13 protein-coding genes are annotated in these 16564 nt (G+C 63.7%); 10 read left to right on the top strand and 3 right to left on the bottom strand.

Annotated features, from left to right (window positions below; genetic code table 11):
• Positions 1-7: 7 nt before the first annotated feature.
• Positions 8-2833, top strand: coding sequence for a toxin VasX (locus AC6LJW_RS17890; RefSeq protein WP_498087892.1), 2826 nt, complete (start codon positions 8-10; stop codon positions 2831-2833).
• Complete coding sequence (locus AC6LJW_RS17885) at positions 2830-3777, top strand: DUF6708 domain-containing protein (protein WP_498087891.1); 948 nt, start codon at positions 2830-2832, stop codon at positions 3775-3777. Before AC6LJW_RS17890 ends, AC6LJW_RS17885 begins: the two co-directional genes overlap by 4 nt.
• Positions 3778-3991: 214 nt before the next feature.
• Here AC6LJW_RS17885 and AC6LJW_RS17880 read toward each other — a convergent pair whose 3' ends face one another.
• Positions 3992-4990 carry a tripartite tricarboxylate transporter substrate-binding protein gene (locus AC6LJW_RS17880; protein WP_056560474.1) on the bottom strand — a complete coding sequence of 333 codons (999 nt, stop codon included), beginning with the start codon at positions 4988-4990 and terminating at the stop codon, positions 3992-3994.
• A 181-nt stretch (positions 4991-5171) separates the two neighbouring features.
• Entirely contained in the window at positions 5172-6224 is a 1053-nt protein-coding gene (locus AC6LJW_RS17875; RefSeq protein WP_498087890.1) for a LacI family DNA-binding transcriptional regulator, read from the bottom strand.
• Positions 6225-6447: 223 nt separating this feature from the next.
• On the opposite strand from AC6LJW_RS17875, the gene AC6LJW_RS17870 reads away from it, so the two are divergent.
• The 7 genes from AC6LJW_RS17870 (at position 6448) to AC6LJW_RS17840 (ending at position 13702) form a co-directional block, all read left to right on the top strand.
• Complete coding sequence (locus AC6LJW_RS17870; RefSeq protein WP_056560468.1) at positions 6448-7539, top strand: Gfo/Idh/MocA family protein; 1092 nt, start codon at positions 6448-6450, stop codon at positions 7537-7539.
• A gap of 32 nt (positions 7540-7571) precedes the next feature.
• Entirely contained in the window at positions 7572-8486 is a 915-nt protein-coding gene (locus AC6LJW_RS17865) for a sugar phosphate isomerase/epimerase family protein (RefSeq protein ID WP_056560466.1), read from the top strand.
• Between the two features lie 130 nt (positions 8487-8616).
• The gene (locus AC6LJW_RS17860) at positions 8617-9795 is read left to right on the top strand and encodes an aldose 1-epimerase family protein (RefSeq protein ID WP_056560463.1); all 1179 of its coding nucleotides are present in this window, start codon (positions 8617-8619) and stop codon (positions 9793-9795) included.
• A complete protein-coding gene (locus tag AC6LJW_RS17855) occupies positions 9792-10553 on the top strand; it encodes an SDR family NAD(P)-dependent oxidoreductase (protein ID WP_056560460.1) in 762 nt (253 codons plus the stop codon). The genes AC6LJW_RS17860 and AC6LJW_RS17855 overlap by 4 nt, the downstream gene beginning before the upstream one ends.
• Before the next feature lie 32 nt (positions 10554-10585).
• Entirely contained in the window at positions 10586-11779 is a 1194-nt protein-coding gene (locus AC6LJW_RS17850; RefSeq protein WP_498087889.1) for a CaiB/BaiF CoA transferase family protein, read from the top strand.
• Positions 11776-12921 carry a type 2 periplasmic-binding domain-containing protein gene (locus tag AC6LJW_RS17845; RefSeq protein WP_056560454.1) on the top strand — a complete coding sequence of 382 codons (1146 nt, stop codon included), beginning with the start codon at positions 11776-11778 and terminating at the stop codon, positions 12919-12921. The genes AC6LJW_RS17850 and AC6LJW_RS17845 overlap by 4 nt, the downstream gene beginning before the upstream one ends.
• A 10-nt stretch (positions 12922-12931) precedes the next feature.
• Positions 12932-13702: an enoyl-CoA hydratase/isomerase family protein gene (locus AC6LJW_RS17840; protein ID WP_498087888.1), complete on the top strand. Its 771-nt coding sequence runs from the start codon at positions 12932-12934 to the stop codon at positions 13700-13702.
• A gap of 61 nt (positions 13703-13763) precedes the next feature.
• Here AC6LJW_RS17840 and AC6LJW_RS17835 read toward each other — a convergent pair whose 3' ends face one another.
• Positions 13764-15320 (bottom strand): AMP-binding protein, encoded by a 1557-nt coding sequence (locus tag AC6LJW_RS17835; protein ID WP_498087887.1) that lies wholly within the window; start codon positions 15318-15320, stop codon positions 13764-13766.
• Positions 15321-15588: 268 nt separating this feature from the next.
• On the opposite strand from AC6LJW_RS17835, the gene AC6LJW_RS17830 reads away from it, so the two are divergent.
• Positions 15589-16557, top strand: a complete 969-nt coding sequence (locus AC6LJW_RS17830; RefSeq protein ID WP_427985410.1) for a Bug family tripartite tricarboxylate transporter substrate binding protein — start codon at positions 15589-15591, stop codon at positions 16555-16557.
• The last annotated feature ends 7 nt before the right edge of the window (positions 16558-16564 follow it).

Below are 16564 nucleotides of genomic sequence, written 5' to 3'. Positions count from 1 at the left end.
CCATCCCGTGAACTTCAAAAAGGCACTAGGCTCTATTCGCCCGAACGAGAAACGCCTCGGCAAAGCCATCTCCCCACCGCCCTGTGAACGCGGTGTGCCTCTATATCCGCTGCGCTATGGCATTGCCGATTATGTGTGGGATGCGGAAGTGTTTCCCCGTCTGAACACGGCGGGCTACCCCACGCTCACCGCGGGCAAAGCGTACGGTTTGCGCACGTTGCGCCCGGGCACCTACGTCTATCTCTGCTACTTCGAGAATGGGCGTATGTGGACGCAACACTACCAAGTTACTGAAGACGTCAAGTTCGCTCGCATCTGGTGGAGTGACGCCGACGAACAAGACGCAACGCCGGGCAGGCTAAGCCCGCCCAATACCGTGGGCGCCACGACATATCTTTTCGCTCCTGACACAGAGACGGCCGAAACCGTCCACATTCTGGTGAGCGACACGCTGCTGTCCCACCGCACCCTCTGGGCTATCGAGACCAACGATGGAGGGCTTCGAGATGCGTTGAGCACGCAATGCAGACCTGCCGGCAATGCCTATCAAAACCACGTCTTCGACGCGACGCTGCTGGGACAGGCGGCGCCTGAACTCGTCTCGCCATCCGGACACGGCGCGCCCAAGCCTTTCGCATGGAGCGAGATCCAGTTCCCAGAAGAAGCGCCAAACCACCACAACATCCTGGCCAACATGTACCTCGCGTTGCTGCCACGCAAGGACTTCACGCCCCTGGTGGTTGCGTTGCAGGATCCGATCGGGATCGCCAGCGAGCTTCATTATCGGATTACCCATTCCGTGACCCGCAAGACGGAATACGCCGGACGCAACGCGCACAAATTGCAGAGCGCAACGCTCATCCGCAATTACTTCGAGGCGATGAAGAAAGAGGCAGGTAGAAACCCAGACGTCGCCAACACGATCACGCGGCAGCAAAACTTGGTGAACTACAGCGGCGCCATGTTATTCCCCGGCGTCTACGCCAAGGAAATCGAAGCGTTCGACCGCACTATCGCAGCAGCGGTAGCGGATTCCGTTGCGTGGGTTCGCCTTATCGATCCCTCGCGGCTACTCGGCAAGACGCTGCGTTGCTTTGATCGCGGCGTAATCCACAACGCCCACGACTATGAGGACGCCGTTCTGCACTGCATTGGCGGCCTGGTGCACGCGAAAGATGGAATACAAGTACTGAACGACCTGATCAATCTGCCCGTCGACAAAAGCCCTTATTGGCTCGCACTGGCCAATGGCAGTGAGCTGCTTCTTGCTCGTCTGAAGTCGAGCTCCGGCGAGATTGCCAAGAATCTTTTCAGCGTCTTGGACAGATTTCTGGAAGAGCACAAGCTAACGGCAGCCTCCAACGCGCTCATCGGGCTGCTGCAGGCTGTGCCGGAATCCAAAGTGGCGGATGCATTTGTGCCTCGTCTGCGGCACGTGATGGAGATCAGAGCCGGCATCACCATTGTGCGATATGACTTCGGAATTGCGGATTTGCAGCGTGCAGCTTACGAATTTCAAGGGTATCAAGCCCTAGGCGAAGAGAAATTTCGTGAGTGGAAGATGCCGCCACCGAAGATCAATCCCGCAGACTCCGCAAAAAGGGCGTCAGTCTTTGACTGGGTGCAGGTTGACGAAGCGACTTCCCGAACAACTGATCCGATCCGAGGCGATCGATCAGCACTCCCGGCACCACGTTCAATTCAGATGACTGGCAATCCGTTCATCAATATGTTGAACCGTGTGCGAGGGCCCCTAGGACATTTGTTTTCCGGTCTGGGTGGGCTCTTAGCTTTAAAAGGCTTGGCTAGTGCCTGGAAGAATCAGAAAGACAATAGCGCTCCGGTTGCCAACTATGTGGGTCTTTTTGGAGCCATGAGTACGGTCGTCGCTGCCAGCATAGAACTTGGCACATCCATGGTTTCCAGCACGACCACAGGACGTGCGAGCAAACTTGCCGAAAGGGGAATGAAAATCCTTTCAGCAAAATATGGAATGGCAGTTTTTGGAGCATTGGGATCCGGACTTTTGTCCGCGTCTGACTCCATCAGATCGATCAGCGCTTTTAAAGACAGTAACCCTGCGCTTGGGGGAATGCTGATGGGTTCAGCGTTAGCAGGGGGCGTGCTGACCGCAGCCACGTGGGGAGGCGGCATGGCAGCAGCCGCGACTATCAGCAATGGCGGGGCAGCCGTTGCCGCCCTCGGGCTCACTCCGTTGGGCTGGACAATCGTCGCGGGCGTCGCAATTATTTTCATTGTGGGGTTTGCATTCGGTGCCGACCTGGCCAAACACGGTCCGGTCGAAATCTGGCTTAAACACAGTGCGTGGGGTGTTCACGAACGTCATTACTCCAACCATGAAGAACTCGACGCTGTCCACAGTTTGTACTACCGACCGCGATTGACACCCGCCTGGAATAATGCGCCTGATCATTCAGTGGGCAACCTCCGGATCAGTTGCCAAATCCCTGGAATATGCGACATGCCGGCAGAAAGATTCCAGACAAAGCTGGTCTTCTCCTTAAGCGGCATCAAGCTTTCTCCCGTGCATGGACCAATCATCCTCGCCCGCGGGTCGAGCGCGATCGACTACCGCCGAGAATGCCTCGTTACCTCATTAGGCAGCACTGGCAATGAGTGCGGCTGGGCGATTCAAATGCATAAGGACACAAAAGTAGAACTGCAATATCTCTACTTCCCCGACCCCGATGAACATCCTGATCTCACGCTGCGACAACCTGATGCGCCTGCGCCAATGGTATTCACTTCGAGTGGTTGGTTCCATAACTCAATCGATCTGGCAAAACTCGAACCCATAGGTGCGCCGAGATGACCGGCACAATAAAGCGCCTCCCAAAGAGCTTTCGCTTTGGAGGCACGCCTCTATCTGAAAGGGACGCCCTGTCTGCAAGTCCGGAACCGGATGGTGTACGAAGGGTCAACGCGAACTGCATTGAGCTCGATACCTATGCCAACTATGCACAACGCGGTGCCGCAGCATCAATCGGCATGTCCATAAACATCGCCATCGCAACATTTATCGTCGGCGTCCTTGCGGTTGGCCTCGAAAATATGACCCTGGAGCGGACCATGATGATGATTGCCCTGTCGCCTGCTCTGACCGTCATGGCGTTTATCTTTTATCTCGCCAGCGGCGCCCACAGAAGTCGTGGCGCGTTCGTACGCATCCATCGAGGCACTCGTAAACTGTATTTCGTCTATCCAAGCCGGAAGCTCCTTCACGTTCTCGACTGGGACGAACTTGAAGCGATGGCCGGCTACATCCCTATCGTCTCAGCGAGCGGCTATACCAGCCGACACCCGCTTTACCTGATCGGCGTCGACTATGCGATGGATCCGCCAGCTGAAATCTGTGCGGCGTGCGGCAACCTCGGCCTGTTGGACGGAGACCGATCCGCCAAGTCGCTGTGGTCTTATCTCCAAGCCTTTATGGCTCATGGACCCGAAGGTTTGCCCCAGCCTGCGCCGTTACCCCCTCGACTTAGCCGCAAACAAGAAACCCTTCAACCTTACCGAGACTGGTATGCCGGATTGCGCGGCAGACTCGCTCGACCCTATGGCGTGTTGAAAGCGCCGATCACCATTCCGCTGTGGATCGGCTGGCTCTTGATCATTGTTTTCCCCGACAGCGTGGAGGCCTTCATTCAGTACAACGTGCCTTACGCTCGGTTTCCCAAGGAAATTGACCAGCTGTGCGGATTCGACGATATCCAGCCAGGGGCCATTGGCATCAACGGCGACCGCATTCCCCCGTAGAACAGGCTCAAGCGATGACGTCATAAGCCTGCGTCATCGTGAACCAGCGCGGGTCTACCGCCTAGAACGAAGCCTCCGAACGCCAACGTCCCTGGCTGCATCAAGTGTTTTCCGACAAGGCCACCGCTTTGGAGACGCATCCCTTCACACGGGCGTTGCCGAGATGGCCTTGTTTTGTTCCGCCGCGGCGCCCAGCCGGGCGCCGCAACATGCCTCAATCCGCGTAAACGCCCGCCTTGCGGATCACCCCGCCCCACTTGTCCACTTCAGACTTCAACCACGTCTGCAGGCCCTCAGGCGTCTGCTTGGCCTCGGGCACGATCTCGGCGCCCAGTTCGGCCATCTTCTGCGTGAAGACCGGGTCCTTCAGCGCGGCGCGCAGCGCGGCGTTGAACTTGTCGATCGCCTCGGGCGGCGTGCCCTTGGGCGCGTAGACACCGTGCCACACCTTGACCTCGAAATCCTTCAGGCCGCCTTCCTGCAGGGTGGGCGCGTCGGGCAGCGTCTTGATGCGTTCCTGGGTCGTGACGCCGTACAGCTTGACGCGTTCACCCTTGATCTGCGGAATGGTTTGCGTGGTCTGGTCGCACAGCACGTCCACCTGGCCGCCCAGCAGCGCGGTCATGGCGGGCGCGGTGCCCGCGTACGGCACTGTCGTGAACTGCACGCCCAGCGACTCCTGCAGCAGCATGCCGCACAGCTGCGACACGGCGCCCAGGCCGGCATTGGCCAGGTTGATCTTGTTGCCGTTTTCCTTGGCGTACTTGATGAAGTTGGCCATGCCGTCGGCCGGCAGATCCTTGCGGCCCAGCAGGGTCATGGGCACGTCGGCGACCTGGCCAACATAGGCGAAGTCAGTCAGCGGATTGAACGACAGCTTGCGGTACAGCGCCGGCGCCGTGGCCATGCCGTTGTGGTGGATCAGAAAGGTGTAGCCGTCTGGCGCGGCGCGCGCCACGTGTTGCGAGGCCAGCGTGCCGCCGGCGCCGGTGCGGTTTTCGATGACGACGCTCTGTCCCAGCGTCTTGGCCATCGAGGCGCCCAGGCTGCGCGCCACGACGTCGGTGGGACCGCCCGCGGCAAACGGCACGACCAGCGAAATCGGGTGATTCGGGTAGGTTCCCTGCGCGCCGGCGTTGCCAAACGCCAGGCAGGACAGGGCCAGCATGGGCCAGGCTGCGCGCTTGATCGCGCGCGCGTATCGGTGGGACATGTCTCGCTCCTTGTAGTCTCTTGGGCCCGCGATGCCGCGCATGGCGGGCAGGCATCGGCAGTGTGGCGCGAGCAGGGCGAGGTTGGGAATTCGCGGATTCGCAAGCCGGGTTTCGGCGTGCGGAAAGGAGGGTTTACGCGGACTTGCCCACAGAAGCGTTAAAAAGCGTGCGTGTAGCGCATTACGGTTCCGGTATGTTTTCCCGGAAGATCACCTGCAGCCGCGGCAGGTAGCTGGGTTCGGGCGCGCCCTTCACGGCCGCCACCAGCAGCTTGACGATCTCGCGCGCCTCGACGCGCGGGTTCTGGTCGATCACGGCGTCCATGGTGCGATCGAGCAACAGGCGGCGCGTGGCTTCGGTAAGGTCATGGCCGACGAAGACAATGCGAGGGGCGGCGGCCGCCTTGCCTGAGCGAGCCTCGTTCGGCCACGCCTCAGCCGGCCGCGCCTCCTTCAGCGCCCGCGCGATGCCCTGATTGCCCGCGCCGATGTTGTAGATCGCGTGCGGCGGGTCTTTGCGCAGCAGATCCTGCGTGACGGCAAAGGCGCGGTCACGGTCGTCGCCGATCTCGAGCGTGTGCGCGATGCGCAGGTGCGGAAACTCCTCGCTCAGCAGCGAGCGAAAGCCCATCTCGCGCTCTTCGTGGCCGCGATAGGCCAATGACCCCACGAACACCGCGACCTTCCGTTCGGTGTGCTGGGGCAGAAACCGGCCCAGCAACAGCGCGGCCAGGCGGCCCGCGGCGCGGTTGTCGATGCCCACGTAACCCAGGCGCGCCGAGATCGGGATGTCAGATACCAGGGTGCTCACATGCACGCCGCTGTCGCGCAGGGCCATGATGGCGTCGCGCACTTGAGGATGGTCCAGCCCGACCAGGCCAACGGCCTGCGTCTGCTCACGCAGCTCGTAGAGCTTTTTCGCGAGCTTGTTGGCATCGAATCCCTCGATCAGATGCAGGCGGGCCTCCACATCGGGGCGGGTGGCGGCTTCTTCGAGCAGATGCCGGCCCAACGCGGTCATGAAGCTGTTGGTGCCGGCGGGCAAGACGAAATCGACCCGCACGTCCTGCTTGGCGGCATCGGCGCCCGGGACGAAGTAGCCGAGGCGATTGGCAATCGCCAGCACGCGGTCGCGCGTCTTGCCGCGCACGCCGTCGCGGTCGTTCAGCACCCGGTCCACGGTGGCGGTGGACATGCCGGCTTCACGGGCAATGAGGGAAATGGTGGGGCGCATCCGGACCAGGCTCTCAAGACACCATCAGTCGATGGCAACCGGGCCATCATAATCCATCATTTGCAATCATTCAGGATCAAAAAGGTAACGCTGCTGCCCTATGTGAGCAAACCGCCTTTACCCCTGATTGTTTTGATGTGAATATCGCGGCTCAATACATCAAATACCGCACGGCAGGATGCCAGGCAGTCGACAGTGCATACCGGGCCGGCAGGAGGAGCACATGTCGCACCCAACCTTGGTGCCCGACCCCCCCGTTCGGGAACGGCGCTTTCGCATCGGCTGCATCGGCGCCGGCATGATCATGGCCGAGTGCCATCTGGCGGCCTATCAGCAGGCCGGCTTCACGGTGGCGGCGATCGCGTCGCGTACCCGCAGCAAGGCGGCCGCGGTCGCCGAACGCTACGGCATCCCGCGTGTGCATGACGATCCCCTGGCCCTGATCGCCGATCCGCAGATCGAGATCGTGGACATCGCGTATCCGCCCGACCAGCAGCCCGCGCTGATTCGCGCCGCATTGCGCGCCCCGCACGTGCGCGGCGTGCTGGCGCAGAAGCCTCTTGCCCTGTCGCTGGATGAAGCCCGCGCCCTGCGCGACGAGGCCCGGGCCGCCGGCAAGATCCTGTCGGTGAACCAGAACATGCGCTACGACCAGTCGATGCGCACGCTCAAACAGCTGCTCGACCAGGGCGTGCTGGGCACGCCGGTGTTCGCGCAGATCGACATGCACGCGATCCCGCACTGGCAGGATTTCCTGCGCGGCTATGACCGACTGACGCTTTCGAACATGAGCGTGCATCACCTCGATGCCCTGCGCTATCTGTTCGGCGAGCCCACCGAGATCACCAGCATCACCCGCCCCGATCCGCGCACCGAGTTCGCGCATCAGGATGGGCTGGTGACCACCATGCTGCGCTTTGGCAACGGGCTGCTCGCGCTGTCGCTCGAAGACGTGTGGTCCGGCCCGCGGGCCGAGGGATACCCCGACGACCAGCACATCCGCTGGCGCGTGGAAGGCACCGAGGGCGTCGCGCGCGGCACCATCGGCTGGCCCACCGGCGAGCCGTCGACCCTGAGCTACGCCTCGCGCGCGGCCGAGGGCCATACCGACGGGCGTTGGGTGACGCCCACGTGGGACACGATGTGGTTTCCGCATGCCTTCATCGGCGTGATGGAGCAGTTGCAGTACGCGCTGGCCAGCGGCACCGAGCCTGCGTTGAGCGTGACCGACAACGTACGCACGATGGCGCTGGTCGAGGCCGCGTATACGTCCATCGCCGAAGGCCGCACAGTACGGCTGCCGGCTGTTGAATAACCAGACAGAAAAAACAGACGGAGACAACCATCATGATCCAGACCGGAATCTTCTCGGGCTACTTTCCCTATGAACTGGAGCGCACCGCCAAGGTGATCCGCTCGCACGGCTTCAATACCGTGCAGCTGGACCTGCATTTCAAGGACATGGAGCTCGGCCCGGGGCAGCTGACCGCGCAGAAATGCACGCAGATCCGCGACACCTTCCGCCACTACAACCTGCCGGTGTCCTGCATCTCGGCCTACACCAATATCGTCCACCCCGATCCCGCCGAGCGCCAACGCCGCAATGGCTATCTCAAAGAGATCCTCACGCACGCGCGCCAGTTGGGTTCGCCTTACGTGATCTCGGAAACCGGCACGTTCGACACCGAAAGCGACTGGGTGCATCACCCCAAGAACAAGACCGAGGAAGGCTGGGACCAGTGCCGCGCGGTGATCGCCGAGCTGTCGCAACATGCCTATGACCATGGCGCGGTGTTCCTGCTGGAGACCTACGTGAACAACGTGGTGGGATCGGTCGAGGAAACGCTGCGCATGTTCGCCGAAGTGGACCACCCTGGCCTGGGCCTCCTGATGGATCCGACGAACTTCTTCGAAGCGCACAACATCGACCACATGGACCGCACGCTCAATCAGGTGTTCGACGCGCTCTCCGACAAGATCTGCATCGCGCATGCCAAGGACGTGAAGCGTTCGGGCGATGACAAGTCTGAAAAGCACAGCGACATCGGTGACGAGGGCGCGGCCGAAAGCCATACCTTCCGCGGGGTGGGCGAAATCGAACTGCCGGCGCCGGGCCTGGGCGCGCTCAATTACGACCTGTATCTGCAGCGCCTGGCAAAGAAGCACCCCAACATTCCCATCATCATCGAACACCTGACCGAAGACGACGTGCCGCGCGCCAAGACCTTCCTTGACGAGCGGTTGCGCGCGAACGGCCTGTAGGCCGGCGCCGCAAGCAACACCGGCGCACCGCGAAGCCATCATCGAACAAGGCTGGCGGCGCGCCGCTCGAACACGATTCTGAACACCGACACCGGTGGACGCGCGCCCGCGCATCCGCCAGGGAGAACTCATGCCTGACATTTACGGGACCTGGATGACGCGCCGCGACGTAGAGGCGCGCACCGGGCAGCTTGCGCAGTTTGCCGGCGTACGCCTGATGACGCTGGACGATGGGCTGGAGCGTGGCATCCGCATGCTGGAGTTCCGCAGCGGCACGGGCCTGCGTTTCACGGTGCTGGTGGATCGCGCGATGGACATCGCCGACTGCGAATATCGCGGCATGGCCATGGGATGGCAATCGCCGTCTGGCTTTCGCCATCCCGGACTGCATGACTACGAAGGCGAGGGCGGACTGGGCTGGATGCGCTCGTTCTCGGGCCTCATGATCACCTGCGGGCTGGACCACATCCTGTTCATGTACGACGCGCCGGCCGACAACTATGTGTACGGCCCACGCAAGACGGCCAGGCAATCCATCCATGGCCGCGTCGGCACCATACCCGCGCGGCTGACCGGCTACGGCGAACGCTGGGACGGCGACCGCTGCGTGCTATGGGCCGAAGGCGTGGTGACCCAGGGCACCGTGTTCGGCGAGCATCTCGAGCTGCACCGCCGCATCGAGATCGAGGTGGGCACCAACGACATCAAGTTGTCGGATCGTGTCGTGAACCGCGGCTTCTACCGCACGCCGCACATGCTCTGCTATCACATCAACCTGGGCTATCCGGTGCTGGACGCCGATTCGCGCTATCTGGCGCCGATCCGCGATGTGGTGTGGGCCGCGCACGAGCAGGATTACCGCAAGCAGGGCGTGGGCTACCGCCGCATGCCGGCGCCGCAGCTGGGCTTTCATGAGCAGGTGTGGCAGCACGAGATGGCGGCCGCGGCCGACGGCAGCGTGCCGGTCGCCCTGGTGAACGATGCGCTGGGTCTGGGCATGCAGGTCAGCACCTACAAGCATCAATTCCCCTGCCAGTACCAATGGCAGAATCTGCAATCGGGCCAGTATGCGATGGGCATCGAGCCCTCCACCAACCATGTGCTGGGCCAGGGCGCGGCGCGCGAGCGCAACGAGCTCATCTGGCTGGAGCATGGCGACGAGCGCCGCTACGACACCACGTTCAGCGTGCTGGGCTCGGCCGCCGACATCGCGGCCTGCGAAGCCCGCATCCGCGCGATCGCGGAGCAGCCCGAGACCGACTATCCGCCGCTGTCGGGGCGCTTTGCGCCCATTGCGGGGCGCTCATGAGCGCGCGCTTCTCGTTGCAAGGCCGCCGCGTGCTGTACACGGGTGCGGCGGGCGGCTTTGGCGTGGGCACCACGCTTGCGCTGCTGGAGGCGGGCGCAAGCGTGATTGCGCTGGACAACCACGCCGGGCATATCGATCACTTGCGCAGCACCGTGCCGGCGCAGTTTGCCGATCAGCTTCAGATCCTGCAGGCCGACCTCGCCGATGCCGGCGCACTGCAATCGCACCTTGAGCAGCTGACCGCCGAGGGCACGATCGATGTGGTCATCAACAACGCGGCGATCTATCCCTCGCGCCCGTTCGAGGAGTACAGCGATGCCGAGCTGGCGCGCGTGCACCGCGTCAACGTGGAGGCGGCCGTGCAGATCGTGCGCGCGGCGCTGCCGGGCATGCGCGAGCAGCAGTGGGGCCGCGTGATCAACATCTCGTCGATCACGCTGTCGGGCGGCTGGGAAAACCTGTTGCCCTACGTGCAGTCCAAAGGCGCGATGGTGGGCGCCACGCGCGCCTTCGCGCGCGAGTTTGGCAAGTGGGGCATCACGGTCAACGCCATCTCGCCGGGCGCGTTTCCGACCGATGCCGAGAAGATCCATCCCGATCCCGAGGGCTACAACCGCATGGTGCTCGAACGCCAGTCGGTGAAGCGCCGCGGGCACGCCGGCGACATCGCCGCGGCCATCGTGTTCCTCGCCTCGGACGAGGCGGGTTTCATTTCCGGACAGACGCTGGCAGTGGACGGCGGCTGGGTCATGCATTAAGGCGCATCGGCGCCACGCAAAGGGTAGAAGCAATGAGCATTCTTTCTGGCTACAAGGTTCTGGACTGCTCCATCGCCATGGCGGGGCCGTTCGCGGCGCAGCGCCTGGGCGACCTGGGCGCCGACGTGATCAAGATCGAGCCGCCCACCGGCGAATGGCAGCGGCACGCGCCCGCCGGCGGCATCACGGGCAACAAGATCAACGTGTCCTTTCTCTCGCTGAACCGCAACAAGCGTTCGCTCGCGATCGATCTGAAGAGCGCCGGCGGCAAGGAGATCATCCAGAAGCTCGCGGCGCAGGCCGATGTGTTCATCCAGAACTACCGGCCGGGTGTCGCCGGCCGCCTGGGGGTGGACTACGAGACCCTGTCGGCCCTGAACCCGCGCCTCATCTATGTATCGATGTCGGGCTTCGGCGAAGACGGGCCCTATGCCACGCGCCCCGGGCAGGATCTGCTGCTGCAGGCGATGTCGGGCGCGATGCTGTCGTCGGGCCGGGCCGGCGAAGCACCTCGCGCGGCGGGCCAGTATGTGGTCGACGCCGTCACCGCGTATTGCGCCTTCGAAGGCGTGCTGGCCGCGCTGCTGCACCGCGAGCGCACCGGCGAGGGCCAGAAGGTCGAGGTCAACATGCTGGATGCGATCACCACGATCCAGATGCAGGAGCTCTCGGTGTACACGGTGGGGCACAAGCCGCAGGTACGCAGTGCCGAGCCGCATGCCCACGTGTATATCCGTGCGCCCTACGGCACCTTTGCGACAAGCGACGGCTATCTGGCGCTGGCCATGCCCGACATGAACGTGCTGGCGCGCGTGACCGAAGAGCCGCGCCTGGCGGCGTACACCGAGCGCGACGGTTGGGAAAAGCGCGACGAGATCTATGCGCTCGTGCGCGATACGCTGGCCAAAGCCTCGACCGCCGACTGGTTCGCCAAACTGGATGCCGCCGGCATCTGGTGCAGCCCCGTTTACGGCTACGCCGATCTGGTCGAAGACCCGCAGATCGCGCATAACGGCACGTTCGTCGAATACGACCATCCGACCGAAGGCCGGATCAAGACGCCGGGCTTTCCGATCCGCTTTTCCAAGACCCCGAGCCAGGTGTTGCGCGGCGCGCCGCTCACCGGTCAGCACACCGACGAAGTGCTGCGCGATTTCGGCTTCAGCGACAACGAGATCGCCGCGCACGCGACCTCGGGCGCGGTGCTGCGCGGGGCCTCGGAATGAGCGAGCGCGCGCTGCCGTATCGCGGCCTGACCTGGGATCATCCGCGCGGATTCAACGCCCTGCACGCGGCTGCCGCCCACACGCCGCTGGTGCACTGGGACAAGCAATCGCTCGAAGGTTTCGAGTCGGCGCCCATTGCCGAACTCTGCGCCCGTTATGACCTGGTGGTGCTGGATCATCCTCATCTGGGCGAAGCCCTGGCGCACGATTGCCTGCAAGCGCTGGACACGGTGTTCGCGCCCGACGAGCTGGCGCGGATTGCACGTGACAGCATCGGGCTGTCGTACGACAGCTATCGCATGGCCGATCGCCAATGGGCGCTGCCGCTGGACGCCGCCACGCAGGTGATGGCGACGCGCGCCGATCGCTTGGGTGACCCCGTGCCGCGCACCTGGCACGAGGTGCTGACGCTGTCGCAACGCAGCGGCTCGGTCGCGCTCAGCTGGGGCGGACCGCACCCGTTTCTGTCGCTGCTGTCGATCGCCGCTGCCATCGCGCCCGATACCGACCTGCGGCCGCACGGCGCCTGGCATGACGCCGCGACGCTTGCGGGCGCGTGCGACGTGCTCTCCGAATTGGCGCGGCTCACGCCCGCGCAAGCGCTGGCCTACAACCCGATCGCGCTGCTCGGCCACATGAGCGCGCGCGATGACATCACGCTATGCCCGCTGGTCTATGGCTACGTGAACTACGCCACGTCCGCGGTCGCCAAGCCGCTTACGTTCCGCGACGCGCCCCAAGCCGATGCCGGACGTCCCGGCTCGATCCTCGGCGGCACCGGCATCGCGATCTCGCGGCGCTGCATCGTGGGGCCCGAGTTGCGCGCGCATCTATTGTGGTTGCTGGCAGCCGATACCCAAAGCCGTTTCATCCCGCAGCACGAAGGACAGCCCAGCCATCGCGGCAGCTGGGCCGATGCAAACGTGAATGCGGCGAGCGGCAACTTCTATGCCAATACGGCCCGCACGCTGGAAGCCGCCTCGATCCGGCCGCGGCACGACGGCTACATCGCGTTCCAGAGCGAGGCCTCGCAGTTCCTGCGCGACGGCGTCGCCGCCCGCGCATCGTCCCATGCATTGGCGCGCGGCCTGACCGAGCGTTTCGAGGCCAGCCTGGCCGTCACCCCAAGCACTCCGCAATAAGGATGTCGACGTGAGCGCACTCGTCAATCTCAGTATCGATGGCCATGTCGCCATCATCGAACTCAATCGTCCCGAGAAGCTGAACGCAATGACGCCCGAGATGGCCGACTTGCTGATCGCGGCGGTGGAGCAATGCAATTCCGACGCGCAGGTGCGTGCGGTGATCCTGACCGGCGCGGGCCCCAAGGCCTTCTGCGCCGGCTCGGACATCACCGAGCTTGACCGCTACGCCACGCCCTGGGATTTTCGCAATCGGCTCGACTACTGCGACTGCGTGCGCATGTTGAAAAAGCCCACGGTGGCGGCGATCAACGGCTATACGTTCGGCGGCGGCCTGGAGATGGCATTGGCCTGCGATATCCGCATCGCGTCCGATAACGCGCGTCTGGGCGCGCCCGAGATCAAGCTGGGCTGGATTGGCGGCGGCGGCATGACGGCACAGCTCGTCCATGCGATCGGCCCGAGCAACGCCGCCCTGATGGTGCTGACCGGCGATCCCATTCGCGCCGATCTGGCGCTGGCCTGGGGCCTGGTGAGCGAAGTGGTGCCGCAGGAACAGTTGCGCGAGCGCGCGCAGGCGCTTGCCGCCACCATCGCCTCGCGCGCGCCGATCGCGGCCGAGACGGCACGCGTCAATCTGCGCGCCGCGCTGTCGATGCCGCTGGAGAAGGCCGTGGAGTACGAGCGCGATCTGCAGGCGATCTGCTTTGCCACGGCGGACGCCAAGGAAGGCCGCAAGGCATTTGAAGAAAAGCGCGCGCCGAAGTTCGAGCGGCGCTGACGCGTCAGGTGCCGCTTTGGGCGGCACCTAACCGCTCCGCCATGCCCGCATGCCGTTGCGATCACCCCACCTTGCGGTCCTCATCAATCCAGAATGCATCCCGCATCTGCTTTCTTGCGACCTTGCCATTGGCGTTCTTCGGCAGTTCCGCCAACAGTTCGACGCTCCGCGGCTTCTTGAAGTCGGCCAGTTGCTTGCGGCAATGCTCGATCAAGTCGGCCGGGGTCGCCGCTTCGCCCGGCTTGAGGACGATCATCGCCTTTACTGACTCGCCCCACAGTTTGTCGGGCACGCCGAACACGCAGGCTTCGTAAACGGCGGGGTGCTGGTAGAGCGCCTGCTCGACTTCCGTCGGGTAGATGTTGAAGCCCCCCGAGATGATCATGTCCTTCTTCCGGTCGACGATGTACATGAAACCTTCGTCGTCGGTGCGCGCCAGGTCGCCCGTATGCAGCCAGCCGTCGCGCAGCGCCTGCGCCGACAGTTCCGGTTCTTGCCAGTAGCCGGCAAAGACGTCAGGACCGCTGACGGTGATTTCGCCAATTTCGCCGGGAGGCACTTCCTGCCCGTCTTCATCGACCAGCCGGACTTCGCTTTCGCCGAAAGGCCGGCCGCAGGACAGAAGGCGCTCCGGATGGCCCGCCATCGCATCGGCGTGATCCAACGCGCTTAGCAGAACGAGGCCGCCTGTCGTCTCGCCGGCGCCATATCCCTGGCTGAGCTTCGGTCCCAATGCTTCCCAGGCCTCGCGGATGCGTGCGGGTGCCATCGGCGCGCCGCCATAGGAGATCTGCCGCAGGGCAGACAGATCATGGCGATGCAGGTTCGGATGAGCGATCAGCATGTTGACCATCGTGGGCACCATGAAGCTGAAGGCGGCGCGGTGGCGGGCGGCCGACGCGAGAAAGGCCTCGGGCTCGAAGCGGTCGTGCAGCAGGATCGTGCCGCCCTGAAACAGGAACGGTTGCATGAACATGCCGCTGGCGTGCGTGATCGGCCCGGCCAACGCCAGCACTTCACCCGGATTCGCGCGCATTCGGCCCATGACCACCTTGCGCAGCGACGCCAGGCGGTTGCCGACCGTCTGCATGGCGGCCTTCAGCTTGCCGGTTGAACCCGACGTGAAATGCAGCACCGCCAGGTCTTGCGGCTGCATGGGGACATCCGGATTACGGTCGGCGGCAGCCTCCAGCAGGCGTTCGTAGGACCGCCAGTCGCCAGCGTCCCGGCTTCCGGTCACGACGAGGTGGCGAACGGTTTCGAAGGCGTTGCGACGCGACTCGGCGTCCTCCAGATGCGCCGGATCCACGATAAATACGGCGGCCTGCGCGTTGTTGACCGAGTCCACCATCTCCTGCGCAGACAAGCGGGCATTCAATGCCACCTTGACCAGTCCCGCCTTGTACAGGGCGCACTCCAGCTCGATGATTTCAGGGCAATTCCAGGCCTGGACGGCGACGCGGTCGCCTTTGGTCAGGCCCAGCGCGAGAAGCGCATTGGCCAGTCGATTGGACCGGGTTTCCAGCTGACCAAAGCTTATGCTGCGGTCGCCGAAAATGATGGCGGGACGGTCGCGCCAGTAGCGCGCATTGCGGGTGGTGTATCGGCCTTGGTTCATGACGGCTCCATTTCGAATTTGGCTTGCCGCTATGCTGCGCGGCGCAGCACACGGCCGCATAACCGGGACGCTAAACATCATGCCGCCGCGTTATCGCGTAGGGCCGATTCCTGTGCGTTATGAAGATCATCGGGTATGGCATGACGCGGCGCCCGGCGCCGGGTTACCTCTATTGCCAAAGGGGAGGCGACGGTCCAACCCCGACAAGAAACAGGAGACAGGTGTGGACAAACGAGATGTTCGGTGGGTTGCAAAGGCGGTTCGTCGCTTGGCCGAGGCGACCCTCACCCTGGCAGGCCTGAGCGCCATCGCTCCGGCTCAGGCGGCGGACGTCGCGGCCAGATATCCCGAAAAGCCCATCCGCCTGATCGTTCCATTCACGGCGGGCGGGCAGTTCGACTACATCGCCCGGCTGGTGTCGGTGCCGCTGGGCAAGGAGCTGGGGCAGACCATCATCGTTGAGAACGTCGGGGGAGGAGGAGGCAATCTGGGCGGCGGCAAAGTCGCCAGCGCGCCGGCCGATGGCTATACCCTGCTTGAATATGGCGGCAACTTTGCGATCGCGAAACACTTGTCGCCCAAGTTGACATTTGATCCGATCGCCGACCTTGCGCCGGTGTCGGGCTTGAGCATTGCCCCCCACGTCGTACTGGTCAACAGCGCGTTGCCGATCAGGACGTTCGCTGAACTGCAGGCGTACGCCAAGGCGCATCCGGGCAAGCTCAGCTACGGCAGCCCTGGCGTGGGTTCGTCCATGCACCTGACGTTCGAAACCATCAAGCAGCACTTTGGCCTGGACGCCGTCCACGTGCCGTACCGCGGCGGCAGCAACGCGTTGAATGACCTGGCGGGCGGACAGATAGACGTTGGCATCGTGGCCGTCGCGCCCGCCATGCCGTTTATTACGTCGGGCAAGATCCGCGCGGTGGCCGTCACCAGCGAGCAGCGCGCGGCGTCCCTGCCTGACGTGCCGTCAGTTGCCGAACTGGGTTACGCAGGCTTCGACAGCGGAAGCTGGGCGGGCATTGCCGTGCCGAAGGGGACGCCGTCCGCCGTGGTAGACCGCCTGAACGCGGCAATCCGCCGCGTCATGGCCGACCCGCAAGTCGTGCAGGCGCTTGAGTCGCAGTCATTCAAATCCATCGCCGGCTCGCCGGCCGACATGGGCAAGCTCATCGACCAGGAGTCGGCTCGCTATGGACCGCTGATCCAGCGCCTGGGCCTGACGGCGGAATAGCGGACGC

It is taken from the genome of Achromobacter sp. 1012554356, from assembly GCF_059760815.1.
This window is presented reverse-complemented; position numbering and strand designations above follow the sequence as displayed.

What these genes read in the sequence shown, in the direction of transcription:
- AC6LJW_RS17855 (WP_056560460.1), top strand. Translation starts at nt 9,792, where the DNA reads ATGAGCGCGCGCTTCTCGTTGCAAGGCCGCCGCGTGCTGTACACGGGT.
- AC6LJW_RS17885 (WP_498087891.1), top strand. Translation starts at nt 2,830, where the DNA reads ATGACCGGCACAATAAAGCGCCTCCCAAAGAGCTTTCGCTTTGGAGGC.
- AC6LJW_RS17865 (WP_056560466.1), top strand. Translation starts at nt 7,572, where the DNA reads ATGATCCAGACCGGAATCTTCTCGGGCTACTTTCCCTATGAACTGGAG.
- AC6LJW_RS17860 (WP_056560463.1), top strand. Translation starts at nt 8,617, where the DNA reads ATGCCTGACATTTACGGGACCTGGATGACGCGCCGCGACGTAGAGGCG.
- AC6LJW_RS17880 (WP_056560474.1), bottom strand. Translation starts at nt 4,990, where the DNA reads ATGTCCCACCGATACGCGCGCGCGATCAAGCGCGCAGCCTGGCCCATG.
- AC6LJW_RS17875 (WP_498087890.1), bottom strand. Translation starts at nt 6,224, where the DNA reads ATGCGCCCCACCATTTCCCTCATTGCCCGTGAAGCCGGCATGTCCACC.
- AC6LJW_RS17870 (WP_056560468.1), top strand. Translation starts at nt 6,448, where the DNA reads ATGTCGCACCCAACCTTGGTGCCCGACCCCCCCGTTCGGGAACGGCGC.
- AC6LJW_RS17845 (WP_056560454.1), top strand. Translation starts at nt 11,776, where the DNA reads ATGAGCGAGCGCGCGCTGCCGTATCGCGGCCTGACCTGGGATCATCCG.
- AC6LJW_RS17850 (WP_498087889.1), top strand. Translation starts at nt 10,586, where the DNA reads ATGAGCATTCTTTCTGGCTACAAGGTTCTGGACTGCTCCATCGCCATG.
- AC6LJW_RS17835 (WP_498087887.1), bottom strand. Translation starts at nt 15,320, where the DNA reads ATGAACCAAGGCCGATACACCACCCGCAATGCGCGCTACTGGCGCGAC.